Here is an 18,977-nt window from a genome sequence, read left to right as displayed (position 1 = left end):
CGGTTTCGTGCGCCCGGCAGCCGCCGGGGCGGCGCCGGGGATGAGGGCGCATGCTGGGTAGAAGACGATGGGAGACAACGGCGGCGGGCGGAAGGAGCCCGGCATGCGCGCGACCGAACCCGTGCCTGCCCACTTCGCGGAGCCGGTGGGCGCCCCGTCCGCGCCGGGGGGTCTGCTGGATCTGCTGAGCGTGGCCGCCGTGGTGCTGGACGCGCGGGGGCGCATCGTGCTGTGGAGCCCCCAGGCCGAGGAGCTGTTCGGTTACTCCGCCGAGGAGGCGCTCGGCCGGTACGCGGGCCGGCTGCTGGTGCAGGAGAAGCACCTGGAACTCGTGGACGGCCTGTTCGCGAAGGTCATGGCCGGCGGGGCGGACTGGGCGGGCGTCTTCCCGATGCGCCACAGGGACGGCAGCACGCGGCTGGTGGAGTTCCGCAACATGCGGCTGGAGGACGACCGGAAGGACCTGTACGCCCTGGGCCTCGCCACCGACCGGGCCACGCTCCAGCGGCTCGAGCAGGATCTCGCTCTGTCCACCCGGCTGGTCGCCCAGTCCCCGATCGGCCTGGCGGTCGTGGACACCGATCTGCGGTACGTCACGGTCAACCCGGCGCTGGAACGCATCAACGGCCTGTCCGCCGCCGAGCACGTCGGCCGGAACGTCCACGAGGCACTGCCCTTCCTGGACACCGCGTCCATCGAAGCCGCGATGCGTGAGGTCCTGGGCAGCGGCGTACCGATCGTCGACCGGGAGTCGACGGGGCGCACCGCCGCCGACCCCGGCTCGGAGAGGGCCTGGTCGGTGTCCTTCTACCGGCTGGAGGGCTCCAACGGGAAGGTGCTCGGTGTGGCCATCTCCGTCGTGGACGTCACCGAGCGGCGGCGCGCCACCATCGAGGCCGCCCAGGCCCGCCAGCGTCTCGCGCTCGTGGCCGACGCCTCCATCCGCATCGGCACCACGCTCGACCTCGACGAGACCGCCCGTGAGCTGGCCGCGGTGTCGGTGCCGGAGCTCGCCGACGTGGCGGCCGTGGACGTGCTCGACAGTGTGCTCAACGGCCGGGCGGCCACGACGGCGCAGGCGGGGCCCGCGGTGTTCCGCGCCCTCGCCGTGGCCAGCGCGTACCCCAGCGAGGCCGTGGGCGCGGCCGATCCGCCCGGCGAGGTGGCGCGGTACGAGGCGGACCGGCTCGTGACGCGGTGCGTGAACACCGGCCGGCCGGTGCGCGTGCCCCGCGTGAGCGCCGACGACCTGCCGTGGATCGCCCGCAGCCCCGAGGCCGCCGAACTGCTGGCCACCGCCGGGCTGCACTCCTACCTGGCCGTGCCCCTGATCGCGCGCGGTCAGGTGCTCGGCGCCCTGGACCTCAAGCGCACCCGCAACCAGGAGCCCTTCAGCGACGACGACGAGGTCCTCGCGGGGGAACTCGCCGCGCGGGCCGCCGTGTGCATCGACAACGCGCGCTGGTACCGGCAGGCACGCAACACCGCCCTCACCCTCCAGCGCAGCCTCCTTCCCGAGCGGCCGCCGGCGCAGCCGGGACTGGAGATCGCCAGTCGCTACCAGCCCGCGCAGGCCGCCGACGAGGTGGGCGGGGACTGGTTCGACGTCATCCCGCTCACGGGCGACAAGAGCGCCCTGGTGGTCGGCGACGTCATGGGCAGCGGCATCAGCGCCGCCGCGACGATGGGCCAGTTGCGCACCGCCACCCGTACGCTCGCCGAACTCGATCTCGCGCCGGACGAGGTGCTGCACCACCTCGACCGCATCACCGACCGCATGGCGCAGACCATCACCACGTGCATCTACGCCGTCTACGACCCGCACCGGGCCCGGTGCCTCATCTCCAACGCGGGCCACCTCGCGCCCGCGCTGGTACGCCCCGGCCGGCCGCCCGAACTGCTCGAACTGCCCACGGGCGCCCCGCTGGGCGTCGGGGAGGTCACCTTCCACACCACCGCGCTGGACCTCAACCCCGGTGACCTTCTCGTCCTCTACACCGACGGCCTGGTCGAGACGCGCGACCAGGCCATCGACGACCGGCTGGACGTCCTCCTCACCCACCTCGGCGATCCGCCCGACTCCCTGGAGGAGACGTGCGATCTGCTGCTGCACGCGCTGCGGCACCCGGGCGATCACGACGACGTCGCGCTGCTGATCGCCCGGGCCACCGTCATGGGCCGCGGCGCCTGAGACCGTTCGCCCCAGGCGCCGCGACGACCGCTCAGGGCAGGGTCCACTTCTGGTTGGGGCCGGTGTGGCAGCTCCACAGGTGGACGCGGGTGCCGTCGTTCCAGGTGGCGCCCTCGGCGTCGAGGCACTTGCCGGACTGCGGGTTGCGGACGGTGCCGTCGGCCTGGGGCTGCCACTGCTGTGCGCCGCTCGCGTTGCACGTCCACAGCTGGATCTTCGTCCCGTCGGCGCTTCCGCCGCCGCTCACGTCCAGGCACTTGCCCAGCGCCCGCAGTGTTCCGTCGCCCGGCACGGACCACTTCTGCCGGTCGGCGCCGTTGCAGGTCCAGATCTGGGCCTGCGTGCCGTCGGCGCTCGCCCCGCCGGCGACGTCCAGGCACTTGCCGTTGACGCCCTTGACCGGCCCGGTGCGCGGGCCCGGCGGCGTACTGCCCGAGGTCTTGACCCGGACGTTGCGGAACGACACCTGGTCGCCGTCGCCGTGGTTCTGGATGCCGATGTGCCCCTGCCTGAGGCTGCGGGCGGGGTCGGCGTTGGTGAAGTCGTTGATCCTGCGGCCGTTGAGGAAGACCTCCAGTCGTTCGCCGGTCACCCGGATCTCGTACGTGTTCCACTCGCCGGGCGGGTTGAGCGCGGCGTCACGGGCGGCGATGTCGGCGGACTTGAACCCGTACACGGATCCCGTGGTCCGGTCGGCGCTGTCGGTGGCGTCGATCTGGATCTCGTACCCGTTGTCGACCGCCGACCACGGGTCGTCGGACGCCGGGAAGCCCACCAGCACACCGGAGTTGTCGTCGCCCTCCGCCCGCCAGTCGAGCTTCACGGAGTAGTCGCCGGTGAACTCCTTGGCGGAGTACCACAGCATCCCGAGACCGCCCTGCGAGGTGAGCGTGCCGTCGGCCAGGGCGAACGAACCGGGTCCCGCCTGCTTCCAGCCCGCCGTGCCCGTACCGTCGAACAGCGGTGTGTACCCCGTCTCGGGGCGGCAGTCCGCCTCCGTCATGCCCGCCGCCCACCGGACGCCGCCCAGCAGGTGCCTGCGGAACGCCGCCTCGCTGTACGACTCGGCGGTGTGACCGCCGCCGGTGTAGAAGGCCCGGCCGCCCTCGTAGTCCTTGCACCAGGAGATCGGGTGGTCGCCGGACATGTTGCCGCCGGTGTAGCTGGACTCGTCGAGGGAGGCCAGCACGCGGGCCGTCGTACGGGGGTTGGTGCGGTAGTTGTACCACTCGTCGAAACGCTGCCAGGTGGCGCCGAGATGAGCGGTCGCGTCGTGGGCCCGGTTCTCCACCCGGACCGTCGCCGTCTGGTTGTGCGGGTGCGAGTGGAACAGCGCCCCGGCGAGGCCCGCGTAGAACGGCCAGTCGTACTCCGTGTCGGCGGCGGCGTGGACGCCGGCGTAACCGCCCCCGCCCTTGATGTACTGCTCGAACGCCGTCTGCTGGGTGCTGTTCAGCACGTCCCCGGTCGTGGAGAGGAAGACGACGGCCTTGTACTGCGCGAGGTTGGCGGTGGTGAAGGCCGCGGAGTTCTCCGTGGCGTCGACCGTGAAGTTGTTCGCGCCGCCCAGTTCGCGCAGCGCCGTCAGTCCCTCGTCGATGGAGTCGTGGCGGAAGCCCGCCGTCCTGGAGAACGCCAGGACCTTGTACGCCGGGTCCGCCGCGGCGGCCCGTACAGCTGTGCGGGTGGTTCCGGCCTTCGCGCGGCCGTCGTCCACGGCCACGGCGGGCGCGGCGGCCGCGCAGAGCAGCAGCGCCGCCGCGAGCCGGCAGCCGGCCCGGGTGAGGTTGATACGCATGTCGGTCGTGCCTCCTCTCCTGCTACGGCAGGGTCCACTTCTGGTTCGCGCCGGTGTGACAGGTCCACAGGTGGACGCGGGTGCCGTCGTTCCAGGTGGCGCCCTCGGCGTCGAGGCACTTGCCGGACTGTGGGTTGCGGACGGTGGTGTCGGTCTGGGGCTGCCACTGCTGCGCCGCGGTCCCGTTGCACGTCCACAGCTGGATCTTCGTCCCGTCGGCGCTTCCGCCGCCGCTCACGTCCAGGCACTTGCCCAGCGCCCGCAGTGTTCCGTCGCCGGGCACGGTCCATTGCTGGCCGCCCCCGGTGCCGCAGGTCCAGATCTGGGCCTGCGTGCCGTCGGCGCTCGCCCCGCCCGCGACGTCCAGGCACTTGGCGTTGACGCCCTTGACCTGACCCGTGCGCTCGCCGGAGCCCGAGGTCGTGAAACGGAAGTCGTCGACGTCGAACAGCGAGCCGGCGCCGCCCTTGAAGGCCAGGTACAGCGTCGTGGTGCCCGCAGGGCGGTTGGTCAGCGCCGTGCCGACCTCCTGATACGTCTCCCAGCCGCCCGTCACCGGCACGGTCGCCGTGCCGAGCAGCGTGCCGGTGGGGGAGCCGGCCCGTACCTCGATCGTCCCGCCGGCGCCCGCCGACGCGATCCTCGCGGTGAACCGGGTGGCGTTGTCGAGGGCGTACGGCTTGAACGAGATCCAGTCGCCGTTGTCGATGTAGCCGACCGTCCTGCCGCCGTGGGCCGGTGTGTGCGTGACGACCTGCACGCCCGAGGAGTCGCCGTAGTGCTCACCCTGCCGGTGGCTGGGCTGGCTGATGTGCTGGGCGTGGGTGGTGAGGGCGGGCTGGCCGTTCGCGCCCTTGTCGGTGTACTCCGCGTCCCAGACGCCGAAGATGTTCGCGTTCGGGTCGTGCTCGCCGTCCGCGATGGTCTGGACGGTTCCCGAACAGCCGGTCGCCGAGGTCTGCGGGTGGCCGTGGCTGTCGTGCCCGACGATGAACGTGATCTTCACCTTGGAGCAGTCGACGGTGGCGTCCTCCGGGTCGGTCACGGTCACCTTGTACGGGACGGCCGCGCCGGGGTCGATGATGCGCCCGTCCACGGGCAGTTCCAGCTTCACGGTGGGCGCGGTGTTGCCCACGGTGATCCGCACCGACGCGGTGGCGCTGCGGCCCGTGCCGTCGGAGACGGTGAGTTCGGCCGTGTACTGGCCGTTGGCCGTGTAGGTGTGGGAGGGGTTCGCCGCGGTCGAGGTGGCACCGTCGCCGAACTTCCAGGCGTACGTCAGCGGGTCCCCGTCCGGGTCGGTGCTCCCGGCGGACGAGAAGGCCACCGTCAGCGGCGCCTTCCCCGAGGTGCGGTCGGCCTTGGCCTGCGCCACGGGGGAGCGGCCGTCGGTGACGTGCTCGATGCGGTACAGCGCGGAGTTGGCGTCGCCGTTGAAGTAACCGGTGCCGTAGTCCAGGACGTACAGTGCGCCGTCGGGTCCGAAGGCCATGTCCATCACCTGGGTGCCGCTCCAGGGGAAGGCGTTGATGGACTGGACCGTGCCGTCGGTGCCCTGTGCGATCCGCTTGATCCACTTGCGGCCGAACTCGCCGGCGAAGAAGTTGCCGTCGTAGCTCTGCGGGAACTTCACGGCCGACGTGGAGGAGGCGTCGTACCGGTAGACGGGTCCTCCCATGGGGGACTCCGATCCGCTGCCGAACTCGGGCACCGAGCCGCCGTCGTACGGGATCCACGCGGGCTGGGCCGGCGGCAGGTCGGTGAGACCGGTGTTGCGCGGCGAGGTGTTCTTCGGGGCGGCGCAGTCGAACTTCGCGCCGGAGGTGGCGGTGGCGAAGTTGTAGTCGGTGTACGCGTCGTTCTTGCCGGTGCAGTACGGCCAGCCGTAGTTGCCCGCCTTCGTGACACGGTTGAACTCGACCTGCCCGGCCGGCCCGCGCGCCGCGCTCGCCGTGCCCGCGTCGGGCCCGTAGTCACCGAGGTAGACGATGCCGGTGGCTTTGTCGACGCTCATGCGGAACGGGTTGCGAAAGCCCATGGCGTAGATCTCGGGACGGGTCTTCGCCGTACCGGGCGCGAAGAGGTTGCCCGCGGGGGTGGAGTACGTGCCGTCCGCGTTGACCTTGATGCGCAGCACCTTGCCGCGCAGGTCGTTGGTGTTGCCCGCGGAACGCTGGGCGTCGTACGCGGGATTGCGGGAGGCGCGTTCGTCGATCGGCGTGTAGCCGTCGGAGGCGAAGGGGTTCGAGTCGTCGCCGGTGGTCAGGTACAGGTTGCCCTGCGCGTCGAAGTCCATGTCACCGCCCACGTGGCAGCAGATCCCGCGCGACGCCGGGACGTCCAGGATCTTCTTCTCGCTGGCGAGGTTCAGGGTGCCGTCGGCGGCGAGCGAGAAGCGCGAGAGGCGGTTCACCCCGTCGAAGGGGGCGAAGTCCGCGGCGGCGCCGTCGCCGGGGGCGTCACCGCCGGGCGTGCTCAGCTTGGGCGCGTAGTAGAGGTAGACCAGGCGGTTGGAGGCGAAGCCGGGGTCCACGCCGACGCCCTGCAGGCCCTCCTCGTCGTGGCTGTAGACGTCGAGCTTGCCGGCGACCTTGGTCGTGCCGGCCGCGTCCGTGAGCCGCAGGGTGCCGTCGCGCGAGGTGTGCAGGACGGAGCGGTCGGGGAGTACCGCCATCGTCATGGGCTCACCGGTCTCCGCGACGCCCTTGGCGAGGGTGACCTGCTGGAACTCCTCGGCGGCCGCGGCCTTCACCGCCCGGCGGTCCGGGTCCCAGGAGGCGGCGGAGGCGGATCCCGCGGGGGCCAGGAAGCCGGCGGTGAGCAGCGCGGAGAGCAGGAGAGAGGGGAGGTGGCGGGGTCTGAACGGTCTTTTGCGCACAGAAGTCTCCCAGAGGAGGTGGGGGAGCCCGGCGGACCGGGAAGTGAGTCCCGCCGGGGGGAGCCAGGCGCGCGCCGTCGCGCCGGAAAGCGCGCCGGACACATGTTCATGTCCGGTGCGTTGCAAGGAAGTTAGCGGCCTTCGTCCCGCCGCGTAACCCCTTTGGCGTCCGCATTCCCAACTTCTTCCGCACCCAGGACAAAGCGGCTGGGACCCTCGTGATCAGCCGTGCAGCAGGAACGGAACCTCGTCGTGGGGGCGGCCGTTGACCTGGATCCGCACGAGGTGGGTGCCCGGGTGGTAGCGGCGGGTGGTGAGGGGCCGGAAGGAGTGCCGGCGCGTGGCGCGCCACGTCTCGCCGGGTGCCAGGGACCGGGTGGTGAGCTTGAAGACCTTGGGGGTAAGGCGGCCGTCGGCCTTCACGTGGTGGACGACGTAGTCGATGACGACGTGGGCCGGACGGTCGTCGTCGTTGGTGACGGCGCAGTCGAAGACGAGGTCGTCGCCCACGCGGATCTCCGCCTTGTGCAGGTGCGGACCCTCGACGGTCACCGGGAGCGCGGGGGAGTGCCCGAGCAGGGTGAGCGCCTCGGGGTCGCCCGCCTTGACCAGGGTCCGCAGGCCGTGCCGTACCACCCGGAAGGTCGTCGGCGCGGGCGCGTCCAGCCAGCGCGCCGCGACGCCCACGGCGGTGGCGGGGTGGTCGCGGCTGATGTCGTTGAGGTGGTTGGCCACCGAGCGGCGCACGTAGGGGGAGTCGTCCCGGTACAGCGCGTCGAGCAGGGGCAGCGCGGGGGCCGGATCGCTGATCAGCGCGGGCAGCCGGGGCGCCCAGGGCAGGCGCGGCCGGGTTCCTTCGCTCGCCAGCCGGCGGACGTGCGGATCGGGGTGGGTGGTCCACCGCCGCATGAAGCGCAGGGCGCGCTCCTGGTCGGTGGCGAGGAAGGGACGGACCGCCGTCTCGGCGGTCAGGCGGGGGGTCAGTTCCGCCAGGAGCGCGAGGGCCGGCTCGAAGTCGCCGAGGCCCCGGACGGCGACGGCCTCCGTCACCGGGAAGATCATCCAGCCGGTGAAGCCGTCGTCCCGCAGCGCCGACCGCAGCACCCGGGCGAAGGCGGGGAAGTCCGCCGGCAGGTCGGCGAGGACGGCGTCCCTGACGAGGGCCACCCGCTCGGTGAAGCGCAGGCCGTCCAGGCCGGCGCCGCACCCCCGGAGCGCCGCGGCCGTGACCCCGGCGTCGGCCCGTGTCAGGCACCGGGCGAGGCGGGTGAGCGTCTGGGCGTTGAGCAGTTCGTCTGCCGAGGGCACGGCGTGGGTCTCCCGAGTGGTGGGCCGGCGTTACGCGCTGTGGAGCACCTGGGCGTGCCGCATCTCGTGCACGCTGCCGATGAGGCCGAAGAAGCCCGCCGCGCGGGGATCGGACGGCATCTCCCTCGCGGCGCGCTCGGCGACCTCGGCGGACGACCAGACGATGAAGTCGAGCAGGGTGCCGTCGTCGAAGCGGGCCAGGTGCGCCCCTTGGAAGCCGTCACCGTACCGCTCCCTGAGCAGGGCGACGAGCCGCTCCCGCTGGGCGGTGAGGGCGGCGGGATCGGTGGTCTCGAATCTCACGTACTCGATGGTTGTGCTCACGACGTCCTCCGTGACGACGAGCCTGTGACTCACGCAATTGACTGCCTGAATCCGTGAGGTCACGTTATCACGGGTTCGCTCCGCCGAATCCGGTAGATTGGCCGCATGACCATCCGTGACCTCCAGGAAATGCCGTGGATCGGTGAGGGTTCGGGTGTCCTCGATCTGGCCAACACGGTCGTCGTCGGCGCGGGCCCCCGCCGTGGTGATGTGGACTTCTTCGCGGACCCGGAGCTCACCCGGCGCTGGCGGGAACGGGCCGCGGACCGCGCGCTCGCCGGACTGCCCCTCGAAGAACTCGGGCCGTTGCGCGGGCTGGTCCGCGACGCGCTCGACGCGACCGCCGGACAGGAACCGCTGCCCGGCGGTGTGCGGGACGGCCTGAACGAACTGGCCTCGTCGGCCCCCGTCGTGCTGCGGCTGACCGGGGACGGCCGACTCGAACAGCGGGAGCACGGCGGGGGCGCCGCCGCGGTCGTCGCCCGTGAGGCGCTCGTGCTGGCCGCCGGCCCGGACCGCGGACGGGTGCGGCGATGCCACGCCCCGAGTTGCGGCATGTTCTTCCTGGCCCGGCGCAGGGACCAGGCGTGGTGCTCAGTCGGCTGCGGCAACCGGGTGCGGTCCACCCGGCGCGGCTGACCGCCCGCCGTCGGCGGAGTCCCCGGAAGTCCCGGCCCGCACCCGTGCCGCCCCGGCCGGGGTCGCTTCCCCGGCCGGGGCGGCCTCCGTACGGGCCGTACGGTCAGAAGGCGAAGAGCGCCCCCTCGGCCAGGCCGGCCTCCATCAGGCACGTGTTGCCGAACGTCGTCGACCATGAGACGGGCTTGCCCTGCCACACGCCCTGGGCGGTGATCACGACCGGGTCCCATTCGCGGGTGCAGATCCGCCGCGGCGACGTGTCGACCAGGCCGGAGAACTCACCGCCCGCGTTCCGCAGTTCCGCGCAGGCGGCCTCGGGCGACGGGTGGGTGCCGCCGGGGGTGGGCGCGCAGCTGAGCGTCACGGCTCGCGTGACGGTCGCCGCGCCCGCTTCCTCGCCCGTGCCCGTGCTGAGGACCAGCGCGGACGGGGCGTAGAGGCTGGTCGTCCCGGCCGGCTCCGCGTGAGCCGGGGTGGCGGTGGCAGCGCCCGTGAGGGCGAGGACCGTGGCCGCGCCGACGGCGCCGAGCGTGTTCCGGATGCGACGCATGAATGAAACTCCTTCGATTGCGGATGAGTTGCGGAGGTGTTGCGGTGAGGAGTGTTGCCGACGCGGACAGTGAGCGCACACCGATCAGTGCAATCCGGCCGCAAGCGGGGCGAGTGACCTGACCGAATGGTCGTTCGGGCAGCTCGGAGGTGGTGTGCATGTCACCTCGGCGGGTGTCCATCATGTGGACACGCCGCAGTGGTATAACGCGAAACAAAGCTGTGAGCTGCGCTTTCTCGAAAATGGTTCACTCGTCACCTACGCCGCTTCGACTGGAAACCATCGGTTCCGGCGGCCGTGGCGCGGTAGACGGCAACGTGTGCGGACCACACCCCCCGCCGCTCGTGACGGTGGCGCCGCCCCGTCCTGCGCCCCGCCAGAGCGGCCCTACGCTCCGATTCCCGCACGGACGGGGAGACCCGCTGAAGGAGCCGCCATGTATACAAGCGCAGCCCGTGAGGAAGCCCGTACGAAGGCGCGCACGAGAGCCGGTACGCGGGCCGGTGCGCAGAAGGGGCTCCCGGCCGTCGCCGTGCTCCTCGCACTGCTCGCCGCCCTCCTCGGCACGGGCTGGACCGCCTTCGCGCCCCCCGCGCGGGCCGCCTCGCTCACCGAGGTCACCGGCTTCGGCACGAACCCGGGCGCGCTGCGGATGTTCCGCTACGTCCCGGACGGGCTGCCGGCCGGGCGGCCCCTGGTCGTGGCGATGCACGGCTGCACGCAGTCGGCGGCGGCGTACGACGCGGAGACCGGCTGGACGGCCATGGCCGACCGCTGGGGCTTCGCGCTCCTGCTGCCGCAGCAGCAGTCGTCCAACAACCTCAACTCCTGCTTCAACTGGTTCGAGGCGGCCGACATCGGGCGCGGCTCCGGCGAGGCCCTGTCGGTCAAGCAGATGACGGACCGGATGAAGGCGGACCTCGGCAGCGACCCCGCCCGCGTCCACGCCACCGGGCTCTCCGCGGGCGCGGCCATGACCAGCGTCATGCTCGCCGCGTACCCCGACGTCTTCGCCTCCGGAGCGCCGGTCGCCGGCCTCCCGTACGCCTGCGCGACCTCCGTCGCGGCCGCCTACACCTGCATGAGTCCCGGCACCGACCTCTCGCCGTCGGCGTGGGGCGCCAAGGTCCGCGCCGCCCACCCGGGTTACGCCGGGCCGTGGCCGACCCTCTCGGTCTGGCACGGAACGAGCGACACCACCGTGGTCCCCGCCAACCTCCGGGAGACCGTGGAGCAGTGGACCGACGTCCACGGCGTCGACACGGCGGCCGACACCACCGACACCGTCGCGGGCCACCCGCACGCCGTGTACCGCGACGGCGCCGGGCGTGCGGTCGTCGAGACGTACGCGATCACCGGCATGGGCCACGGCCAGCCGGTCGACCCCGGCACCGGCGCGGAGCAGTGCGGCACCGCCGGGGCGTACGTCCTCGACGTCAACGTGTGCGCCGCGTACCGCATCGGGCTGTTCTGGGGCCTCGGCGCCGGCGGCACACCACCCCCCGGCGGCGGCGCGCACACCGTGGTCCTGCCCAGCCGGGCGGCGGACGACGGATACGTGAAGGCCGCGGCGACCGGCGCCGGAGCGGCCGTCGGCACGCTGGAGTCCACCTACGGCGTGGCGGTCGGCAGGGGCGCGGACGGGCAGCACAACCGCGCCCTGCTCTCCTTCGACACCTCGTCCGTCCCCGACGGGGCCACCGTGAAGCGCGCCTACGTCAGCGTCACGTACGCCACGGGCAGCGGCGACCCCTGGGCGGCCGGGAACCGTATGGTGCTGGACGTCAGGTCGGGCTGCTTCGGCGCCGGCTGCGCGACGGGCGCCGACGACTGGAGCGCCGCCGCCTCGGCGTCCGACGCGGCGGAGATCGGCCGCTTCACCTCCGGAACCCGTACGTCGACCGACTTCACGGCGGTGAACACCACCGGGACCACGCAGGTGCGTCTGCGGCTGGCCGCCGCGCCCACCGCCACGGCGTACGTGTTCGTGAAGTCCGGGGCGTCGGCGACCCTCACGGTGGAGTGGGAGTGAGGGGGCCGGACGCCGTCCGCCGGCGGGTGGCTCAGGTCAGCAGGCGCAGCAGATGCGTGCAGGCGCCGGCCTCGCTCGCGTGCCGGGACAGGGTCTCGTAGACGCCGCGTTCGTACACACCGGTCTCCCACGCCCCATCCGCCTCCCGGCTCTTCCTCAGCCACAGGAAGTCGGGGGGCGTGGGCACCGGTTCGTGGACGCCCTCGATGCGGAAGCAGCCGTCGGGCACTCCCGCCGCGCCGAGCGCGGCCCGCAGTTCGTGGCGGTCCATGGGGGCGGCCTATGCGCCGGCCGGTTCCAGGTAGTCGTGCTCCAGCAGCCACTTCACGTTCAGCCGCTGCCCCTGGCCCGGATCCAGGAACGCCGGGTCGAGCTTGATCTGCTGCCCCCCGCCCGGCTGCCCGAACCACGGCGCGATGCTGCCCTGCCACACCTGGAAGGGCTTGGTGACCTCGTAGACGCGGTAGTCGCACGGCACGGACGGCTCACGGGTGTTGAGATTCTGCGGCGGCAGCGCGCGCCGGGCGTAGGGATCACCGGCGGGCGCGAGGTAGGACCCGTACTCGGAACCGAAGCGGTCCAGCCGCTGACCGTCCCGCAGTTCCGTGGGCGCCTTGTCGACCTCGCCGTTCACCTCGGCGAACCCGTCGTTGGGCGGGTACTTCCAGCCGCCCGTGTCGGCGGGCCCCTGCCAGTACTCCTTGAGGAAGGCCGACGGCGACAACCCCCCTGTGCGCTGGTAGCCCCGCAGCAGCGGTCCCACCGGCTCCTCGTGAGCCGAGGGCAGCCACTGGGGCCCGAGCCGCGCGTCGTCCTGGAAGGAGCCGGTGCACGGCTCCGGACGGGACGCCCCGGCGGTCCGCCGCTCCTCGGGGGGCGGCGGCTGCGGAGCGGCGCTCGCGGCGGGCGCGAGCGCCGTCGCGGCGGTGATGCCGAGCGCGGCGAGTACGGTGCGGATCCGGTTCACTCAAGGTCCCCTCGGGATACTGCGTCCAACACGACGAAACGCAGCGTAGTGGATCCACTACGCTGCGCGCCGCCGCATCGGAGCCCGTCACCCCGAGGGGTCCGGTCAGAGCAGGTCCCGCGGCAGGGTCTCGTTCCAGGTGCGGGAGAACACCCGGCGGTCGCCCTCGTACCCGTCGAGCGTCGCGTCGACGAAGAACTCGCTCTCGCTGCACCGCAGTTCCGTACGGGTCTCCACCCGCACGTCCCAGTCGTCCCGCCGGAACCGCATGGTCCAGGCCGCCTCGCCGCCGACCGACGTGAAGTCGTCGGCGGTGGCCGTGTAGCGCTCGTACGCGCGGCAGCCGACGTCGAGGCCGATGTCGTCGATGCGCACGGTGCCCCGGTCCTTCACGATCTCCAGCGCGGACTCGTACCCGATCAGGTCGCGCCTGACCTCCCAGCGCTGCTCGGGAGGCGACAGCCGGGTGGTGGTGATCGGCGGGGCGCCCTCCGGCTCGCCGAAGGGCCGCTGCGGCAGCTCGTCCGGCTCCTCGACCGGGCGCACCGGCAGCGTCAGGGTGCTCGACCCCTCGTGGACGCTCAGCAGGACGGGCCGGGGCGGCGGCCAGGCCAGCGGCCAGTACGACGTGGACAGCGAGAGCCGGATGCGGTGGCCCGGCGGGAAGACCTGGGCCACGCCGTTGAGCTGCACGGTGGCGCGGTAGCGCCGGCCCGGCTCCAGCGGCTCGGGCTCGCCCGTCCCGTCCCGGTGCGTCAGGTTCAGCACGCCGTACGTGACCCGGGTGGCCCGGCCGTCCGGCGCCACGTCGGAGAGGCGGGCGGCGACCGTCGCCACCGGTTCGCTGACGGACAGGTCGAGTTCGACCGTCGGGGACCCCAGGATCTCGACCGGCTCGCTCAGCTCCGCGCTGTCGAAGACCAGGGATCCGCCGTCCTCCTCGCGCTGGTCGTACGGCAGGTCCGGCGGGGCGTTGTACGACGCCCACTTGCCGGCGAACTGACCGACGGACAACGGCGACTGCACGGTCATCGGCTCACCCGCGCCGCCCGCGGCGGGCTCCCCGTCCTCCGGCGGTACGGCGATGCGGTGCCGCAGCAGCGGATGCGCGACGGGCCGGATGTGCGGCGAGGGCCACTGCGGCTCGCCGACCCAGCGGCCGGGCCGCTCCTCGTACGACGTCGAGGGCGGCACGCTCTCCTGCATCCAGGTCTGGAGCATCGGCCCGTCCATGACGCCGTTGTCGGCGCCCTTCAGCCAGTGGTCCCACCACCGGACGACTTCCTGGAGGTAGCCGATGGCCGGCCCCGGCTCGCCCAGGTGCGGGAACTTGTGCGACCAGGGGCCGATCAGTCCCTTGCGCGGCACGTCCAGGTTCCCCAGCAGCCGCGTCACGGCGTTGGAGTAGCCGTCGGCCCACCCGCTGGACGCCAGCACCGGACAGCGCACGGCCGTGTAGTCCTCGCAGACCGATGCCTGCCGCCAGTAGTCGTCGCGACGCTGGTGGCGCAGCCACTGGAGAACCCACGGACGGGTGTTCTCCATCCGCTCGTGCCACATGTCGCGCCAGCGGTCACCGACCACCGCCGGGTCAGGGGGGCAGGTCGCGTACGCGAACATCGTCCCCGCCTCCGCGAGGTTGTCCGACAGCATCGCACCGCCCATGTAGTGCATGTCGTCGGCGTACCGGTCGTCCGTGAAGGACGCGATGACGACGGCGCGCAGACTCGGCGGCCGCCGGGCCGCCGTCTGGAGGGCGGCGAACGCGCCCCAGGAGATGCCCATCATGCCGGTGCTGCCGTCGCACCACGGCTGCTCGGCCAGCCAGGCGAGGACCTCCTCGGCGTCGGCCTGCTCACGCTCCAGGTACTCGTCGGCCAGGACGCCCTCGGAGTCGCCCGTGCCCCGCAGGTCCACGCGGACGCAGGCGTAGCCGTGACCGGCGATGTAGGGATGGTGGATCGAGTCGCGCACCGCGGTCAGGTCGCGCTTGCGGTACGGGATGGCCTCCAGCACCGCCGGCACGGGCTCCTCGTCCGAGGAGACGGGGCGCCAGATCCGCGCGGACAGGCGGGTGCCGTCGGACATGGGGACGACGACGTGTTCCTCTTCCTTCGTCGCGTGCGGCAGATTGCTCACGAAACGCATACGGCTGGGCCGCTCCTTCCCTCGTGTCCTCAGACGTTCTTCTGGTCGCGACCGCCCGGAGTCGTCTCGTCGAAGGCCAGGCCGAGCGCCGCCACACAGCGGTCGTACTTCTCCCGCAGCTCCTTCTCGCTGTTCCCGCCCGTGAAGATGTGGGCCAGTTCGTAGCTGTAGCTGTCCTGCTGCGGCGTCTCGGACAGCCGCTGCCCCTCCTCGGGCACCACGTCGATCCGCACGCCCGGGATCTCCCGCTCGATGCGGGCGATGTCCTCGGGCGTGGGCACCCGGCGCGCGGCGCCGTCGGCGAACCAGCGGTAGTACCACTTGGCGGCCACCTCGTACGGGCCCGCGCGGTGCGGAAGCGCCGGGTCCTTGCCGAGGGCGAGGCTGATCATGCAGTGGTGGTTCGGGACGCCGTCGACGTACTCGAACAACTCGGCGTGCGACTGCGAGTGCCGCGGGTTGATCTCCAGCAGGTTGATCGCGTCGGTGTGCGGGTCGTAGAAGTACTCGATGCTGAACGTCGCCGCCTCCATGCCGATCTGCCGCATCACACGTTCCGACACGTCGTGCAGCCGGCGGATCACCGGCTCCGGCAGCGCGGAGGGGTACTGGTGGCGCAGGAAGCTGGAGGAGTCCGGGTAGTTGATCGAGTCGAGGGCGCCGTACACGGTGACCTCGCCCTCGTGGACGTACCCCTCCACCGCGACCTGGATGCCGGAGAGTGCCTCCTCGGCCAGGCAGACCTGGCCGCCGACCCCGGCCATCTCCTCCGGCAGGTCGAGCCGGTCGAGGATGTACTCGAAGGGGCGGCCCACCCGGGCGACGCCCTTGCGGATCGCCTCGACCGCCTCGCGGAACTCCTGCTCGTCCTTGACGCCGAAGGCCAGCTCCGACGAGTACGACAGGGCCGGCTTCAGCCACATGGGGAAGCTCATGCCCTCGGGCGGCCGCGGGTCGGCCGCCTCCAGGTCCACCCGCCCGAAGCGCGGATGCTCGTCGACGACCTTCTGCTGTTCGAGCCGGCTCCAGTACTTGTGCTCGCACTTGACGACCGACTCCAGGCCGGTGCTGCGGGTGCCGTAGCGCTCGCTGAGCATCGGCACGAGCGTGCTCACGGGAAAGTCCCAGTAACCGACGATCGCGTCGATGCCGCCGTCGAAATCGTCCAGCACCTTCTGCGCCTTCTCGAACAGCTCGGCCACGGACACCTCGCCGTGCTGGAGCTCCTCGATGGTGAGCAGCGGGTGGAACGCGTAGTCCTCCACGCCCGGCACCGCGCGCAGGGTCGGCAGGTTGGACTCGTCCAGGCCCAGCACGAATATGTTCTTGCGATCGCTCACTGACTCTCCTTCGTCGGCTGTCCCGGTCGCCTTCCTCGTCAGGCGCTTCTCACACATCGGATCGGGAAACCGGCAGGTCGGAAGGGTCGGCCGACTCGGCAAGGGGTGCCGGCGAAGGGCGTCGGCCGGGGTCGCCGGCAGGCGTCAGGAGGAGCCGCGCACCACGAGCGAGGTCGGGAGGACGATGTGCTGCCGCGGCGCCTGGGGGTCGGCGATCTCGCGCAGCAGCACCTTGGCGATCGTGGCGCCGATCTCCTCGATCGGCTGGCGCACGCTCGTCAGCGGCGGGTCGGTGTGCCGGGCGAAGAACGAGTCGTCGAATCCGACCACGGCCACGTCGTCCGGCACACGCCGTCCCTGCCGGCGCAGCTCCGTCAGCGCGCCGGCGGCCATGACGTCGGACGCCACGAAGACGGCGTCCAGTTCCGGGGCGGTTTCAAGAAGCGAACGCATGGCGTGCTCGCCTCCCGTCTCGGTGAAGTCACCCGCGACGACCAGCCGTTCGTCGGCGGCACGGCCCGCCTCCTCCAGCGCGTCGCGCCAGCCCTGGAGCCGGGTGCGGCCCACGTCCATGTCCAGCGGACCGGTGATCGTGGCGATCGCCGTGCGGCCGCGGGTGACGAGGTGGCGGACGGCCGCCGCCGCGCCGCCGAGGTTGTCGGAGTGGACGTGGCTGAGGTGTTCGGCGGGGGAGCGGCGGCCGGCGAGCACGGTCGGCAGGCCCATGTCCTCCAGCAGGCCGGGCAGCGGATCGCGTTCGTGCACCGAGACCAGCAGGACGCCGTCCACCCGCCGCTCGGCCACCGAGTCGGTCAGCTCGTCCTGCTCGCCCTTGTCCCGTACGAGCACCAGCTGGAGCTGGGTCCGTGTGTCGGCCAGCGCGGTGCTGACGCCGCGGATGACGGCCGAGAAGTACGGCTCGGAGCCCAGCCGGCTCTCGGACTCGGGGATCACCAGCGCGACGGAGTTGGTCCGGCTGGTGACGAGGCCGCGGGCGACGGAGTTCGGTACGTAGTTGAGTTCGGCGATCGCGGCCAGGACGGCGGCGCGGGCCTCGTCGCTGACGAGCGTCGAACCGTTGATGACACGTGAAACGGTCGTCCGCCCCACTCCGGCTCGCGCGGCCACGGTTTTGATGGTCGGACGCTGCCTTCCCCCCATGGCTTCCTCCTCGTAGAACGACGTCCGGGCGCCGTTCACCAGCGCATTGTGCCAGAAGGCGACCGGCCGACGCGGGCGTCGGCGGATCTTCGCCGGACATCTGTCCGCAACGAAGTCGATTCAAGTTCTTGACAGAGGGTACGCGCGGCGGCCAGTCTTCGGGAACTTGGTGGGTACGTTCCCACCTCGCCAGTGGGAACGTACCCACTTCACCATTCGAGGCCACAGAGCGGACTGACCGGCATGTACTCCGGTGCGTCGGCGCCGCCACTGGGAGGGCTACATGAGCAGGGCTCACAAGCTGTTGCGTACAAAGGTTGTGGCTACCGTTTCGACCGTGGCCGCACTCGGCCTGGTCGTCGGATGCAGCGGCGGCGGAGACGGCGGGGGAGGGACCGGCGGTGGCGTCAAGGACGGCAAGACCACCATCACCATGGGCCTGTTCGGCGTCATGGGATACAAGGAGACCGGCCTCCTCGACCAGTACATGAAGGAGAACCCGAACGTCCTCATCGAGGCCGAGGTCGCGGGTGACGAGCAGACGTACTACACCGCACTCCAGACGCACCTCGCCGCGGGCAGCGGGCTCAAGGACATCCAGGGCATAGAGATCGGGCGCGCCAAGGAGCTGGCCGACACCCAGGCCGCGCGGTTCGCCGACCTGTCCGATGTCAAGGGCGCCGACCACTTCCTGCCGTGGAAGCTCAGCCAGGTCACGGCCAAGGACGACAAGGTCATCGGCTTCGGCACCGACATCGGGCCCATGGCCGTCTGCTACCGCAAGGACCTGTTCGAGCAGGCGGGTCTGCCGACCGACCGCGAGGAGGTCGCGAAGCTGTGGGAGGGGGACTGGTCGAAGTACGTCGCAGCGGGCAAGGACTTCAAGAAGGGCAACAAGAAGGACAAGGTCGCGTTCATGGACAGCGCCAGCGGGCTGTTCAACGCCATGATCTACGGCAACTCGGAGCAGTTCTACAACGAGTCCGGCGAGCTGATCTACAAGGACAACCCCGCGGTCACCGAAGCCTGGAAGCTCGCCTCGGAGGCCGGCCGCACGGGCCTGACGGCGAAGCTGCGGCAGTTCCAGCCCGGCTGGGACCCCGGCCTGGCCAACGGCACCTTCGCGACGGCGGTCTGCCCGGCCTGGATGCTCGGCCACATCAGTGAGAAGGCCGGTCCGGCGAACAAGGGCAAGTGGGACGTCGCCAAGGCGCCCAAGGGCGCGAACTGGGGCGGCTCCTTCCTCGGCGTCATCGACAAGAGCCCGGTGAAGGAGGAGGCGAAGAAGCTGGTCGCCTGGCTGACCGCACCCGAGCAGCAGGAGCACGTCTTCAAGAAGATCGGCAACTTCCCGTCCTCGCAGGAGGCGCTGAAGGCCCCCGCCGTCGTGGACGCCAAGTCCGCGTACTTCAACGACGCCCCCATCGGCCGGATCTTCGGCGAAGCCGCCCAGGAGATCCCCGACAAGCAGGTCCTCGGCCGCAAGGACGGCACGATCAAGGACATCTTCTCGCAGGGGCTGACGCTCATCGAGTCGCAGAACAAGAGCCCCGACGCGGCCTGGAAGGCCACCGAGGAGCGCATCGAGAAGGCCACCGGCTGAGTCCGGCCGCCCCGGTGTCCCGGCGACCGCCGCGATCC

Annotated in this window: 14 protein-coding genes; 4 read left to right on the top strand and 10 right to left on the bottom strand. The window is 71.7% G+C overall.

Annotated elements, in window-relative coordinates; all coding sequences use genetic code 11:
* Positions 1-103: 103 nt before the first annotated feature.
* Positions 104-2,191 (top strand): SpoIIE family protein phosphatase, encoded by a 2,088-nt coding sequence (locus ACWGH0_RS17250; RefSeq protein WP_453404980.1) that lies wholly within the window; start codon positions 104-106, stop codon positions 2,189-2,191.
* Positions 2,192-2,222: 31 nt separating this feature from the next.
* Here the strand turns inward: ACWGH0_RS17250 and ACWGH0_RS17245 are convergent, their stop codons facing one another.
* The 4 genes from ACWGH0_RS17245 to ACWGH0_RS17230 all read right to left on the bottom strand — a co-directional run bounded on the left by ACWGH0_RS17245 (position 2,223) and on the right by ACWGH0_RS17230 (position 8,499).
* Positions 2,223-3,989: a ThuA domain-containing protein gene (locus tag ACWGH0_RS17245; protein WP_453404979.1), complete on the bottom strand. Its 1,767-nt coding sequence runs from the start codon at positions 3,987-3,989 to the stop codon at positions 2,223-2,225.
* Between the two features lie 22 nt (positions 3,990-4,011).
* Positions 4,012-6,867 (bottom strand): PQQ-dependent sugar dehydrogenase, encoded by a 2,856-nt coding sequence (locus tag ACWGH0_RS17240; RefSeq protein ID WP_453404978.1) that lies wholly within the window; start codon positions 6,865-6,867, stop codon positions 4,012-4,014.
* 222 nt (positions 6,868-7,089) lie between these two features.
* Positions 7,090-8,175: a DNA alkylation repair protein gene (locus tag ACWGH0_RS17235; RefSeq protein WP_453404977.1), complete on the bottom strand. Its 1,086-nt coding sequence runs from the start codon at positions 8,173-8,175 to the stop codon at positions 7,090-7,092.
* Between the two features lie 30 nt (positions 8,176-8,205).
* Positions 8,206-8,499 carry a hypothetical protein gene (locus ACWGH0_RS17230; RefSeq protein ID WP_453404976.1) on the bottom strand — a complete coding sequence of 98 codons (294 nt, stop codon included), beginning with the start codon at positions 8,497-8,499 and terminating at the stop codon, positions 8,206-8,208.
* 105 nt (positions 8,500-8,604) lie between these two features.
* Between ACWGH0_RS17230 and ACWGH0_RS17225 the strand changes: the two genes are divergently transcribed.
* Positions 8,605-9,138: a CGNR zinc finger domain-containing protein gene (locus ACWGH0_RS17225; protein ID WP_453404975.1), complete on the top strand. Its 534-nt coding sequence runs from the start codon at positions 8,605-8,607 to the stop codon at positions 9,136-9,138.
* 103 nt (positions 9,139-9,241) lie between these two features.
* Here the strand turns inward: ACWGH0_RS17225 and ACWGH0_RS17220 are convergent, their stop codons facing one another.
* Positions 9,242-9,688, bottom strand: a complete 447-nt coding sequence (locus ACWGH0_RS17220; RefSeq protein ID WP_453404974.1) for a subtilase-type protease inhibitor — start codon at positions 9,686-9,688, stop codon at positions 9,242-9,244.
* Between the two features lie 436 nt (positions 9,689-10,124).
* Here ACWGH0_RS17220 and ACWGH0_RS17215 point away from each other — a divergent pair, with 436 nt between their 5' ends.
* Positions 10,125-11,720 carry an extracellular catalytic domain type 1 short-chain-length polyhydroxyalkanoate depolymerase gene (locus tag ACWGH0_RS17215; RefSeq protein ID WP_453404973.1) on the top strand — a complete coding sequence of 532 codons (1,596 nt, stop codon included), beginning with the start codon at positions 10,125-10,127 and terminating at the stop codon, positions 11,718-11,720.
* A gap of 31 nt (positions 11,721-11,751) precedes the next feature.
* Here ACWGH0_RS17215 and ACWGH0_RS17210 read toward each other — a convergent pair whose 3' ends face one another.
* The 5 genes from ACWGH0_RS17210 to ACWGH0_RS17190 form a co-directional block, all read right to left on the bottom strand.
* Complete coding sequence (locus tag ACWGH0_RS17210) at positions 11,752-11,991, bottom strand: hypothetical protein (RefSeq protein ID WP_453404972.1); 240 nt, start codon at positions 11,989-11,991, stop codon at positions 11,752-11,754.
* A gap of 9 nt (positions 11,992-12,000) precedes the next feature.
* Complete coding sequence (locus tag ACWGH0_RS17205; RefSeq protein ID WP_453404971.1) at positions 12,001-12,687, bottom strand: TNT domain-containing protein; 687 nt, start codon at positions 12,685-12,687, stop codon at positions 12,001-12,003.
* A 105-nt stretch (positions 12,688-12,792) separates the two neighbouring features.
* Entirely contained in the window at positions 12,793-14,835 is a 2,043-nt protein-coding gene (locus tag ACWGH0_RS17200) for a CocE/NonD family hydrolase (protein WP_453404970.1), read from the bottom strand.
* A gap of 29 nt (positions 14,836-14,864) precedes the next feature.
* Complete coding sequence (locus ACWGH0_RS17195; protein ID WP_453404969.1) at positions 14,865-16,175, bottom strand: ATP-grasp domain-containing protein; 1,311 nt, start codon at positions 16,173-16,175, stop codon at positions 14,865-14,867.
* Positions 16,176-16,319: 144 nt separating this feature from the next.
* The gene (locus tag ACWGH0_RS17190; protein WP_453405038.1) at positions 16,320-17,336 is read right to left on the bottom strand and encodes a LacI family DNA-binding transcriptional regulator; all 1,017 of its coding nucleotides are present in this window, start codon (positions 17,334-17,336) and stop codon (positions 16,320-16,322) included.
* Positions 17,337-17,619: 283 nt separating this feature from the next.
* Here ACWGH0_RS17190 and ACWGH0_RS17185 point away from each other — a divergent pair, with 283 nt between their 5' ends.
* Positions 17,620-18,939, top strand: coding sequence for an ABC transporter substrate-binding protein (locus ACWGH0_RS17185; RefSeq protein WP_453404968.1), 1,320 nt, complete (start codon positions 17,620-17,622; stop codon positions 18,937-18,939).
* Positions 18,940-18,977 lie beyond the last annotated feature (38 nt).

Source organism: Streptomyces sp. NPDC054887 (assembly GCF_053610585.1).
This window is presented reverse-complemented; position numbering and strand designations above follow the sequence as displayed.

Coding starts and splice junctions, on each gene's coding strand:
- ACWGH0_RS17220 (WP_453404974.1), bottom strand. CDS start 9,688: ATGCGTCGCATCCGGAACACGCTCGGCGCCGTCGGCGCGGCCACGGTC.
- ACWGH0_RS17215 (WP_453404973.1), top strand. CDS start 10,125: ATGTATACAAGCGCAGCCCGTGAGGAAGCCCGTACGAAGGCGCGCACG.
- ACWGH0_RS17210 (WP_453404972.1), bottom strand. CDS start 11,991: ATGGACCGCCACGAACTGCGGGCCGCGCTCGGCGCGGCGGGAGTGCCC.
- ACWGH0_RS17190 (WP_453405038.1), bottom strand. CDS start 17,336: ATGGGGGGAAGGCAGCGTCCGACCATCAAAACCGTGGCCGCGCGAGCC.
- ACWGH0_RS17250 (WP_453404980.1), top strand. CDS start 104: ATGCGCGCGACCGAACCCGTGCCTGCCCACTTCGCGGAGCCGGTGGGC.
- ACWGH0_RS17225 (WP_453404975.1), top strand. CDS start 8,605: ATGACCATCCGTGACCTCCAGGAAATGCCGTGGATCGGTGAGGGTTCG.
- ACWGH0_RS17185 (WP_453404968.1), top strand. CDS start 17,620: ATGAGCAGGGCTCACAAGCTGTTGCGTACAAAGGTTGTGGCTACCGTT.
- ACWGH0_RS17200 (WP_453404970.1), bottom strand. CDS start 14,835: ATGCGTTTCGTGAGCAATCTGCCGCACGCGACGAAGGAAGAGGAACAC.
- ACWGH0_RS17245 (WP_453404979.1), bottom strand. CDS start 3,989: ATGCGTATCAACCTCACCCGGGCCGGCTGCCGGCTCGCGGCGGCGCTG.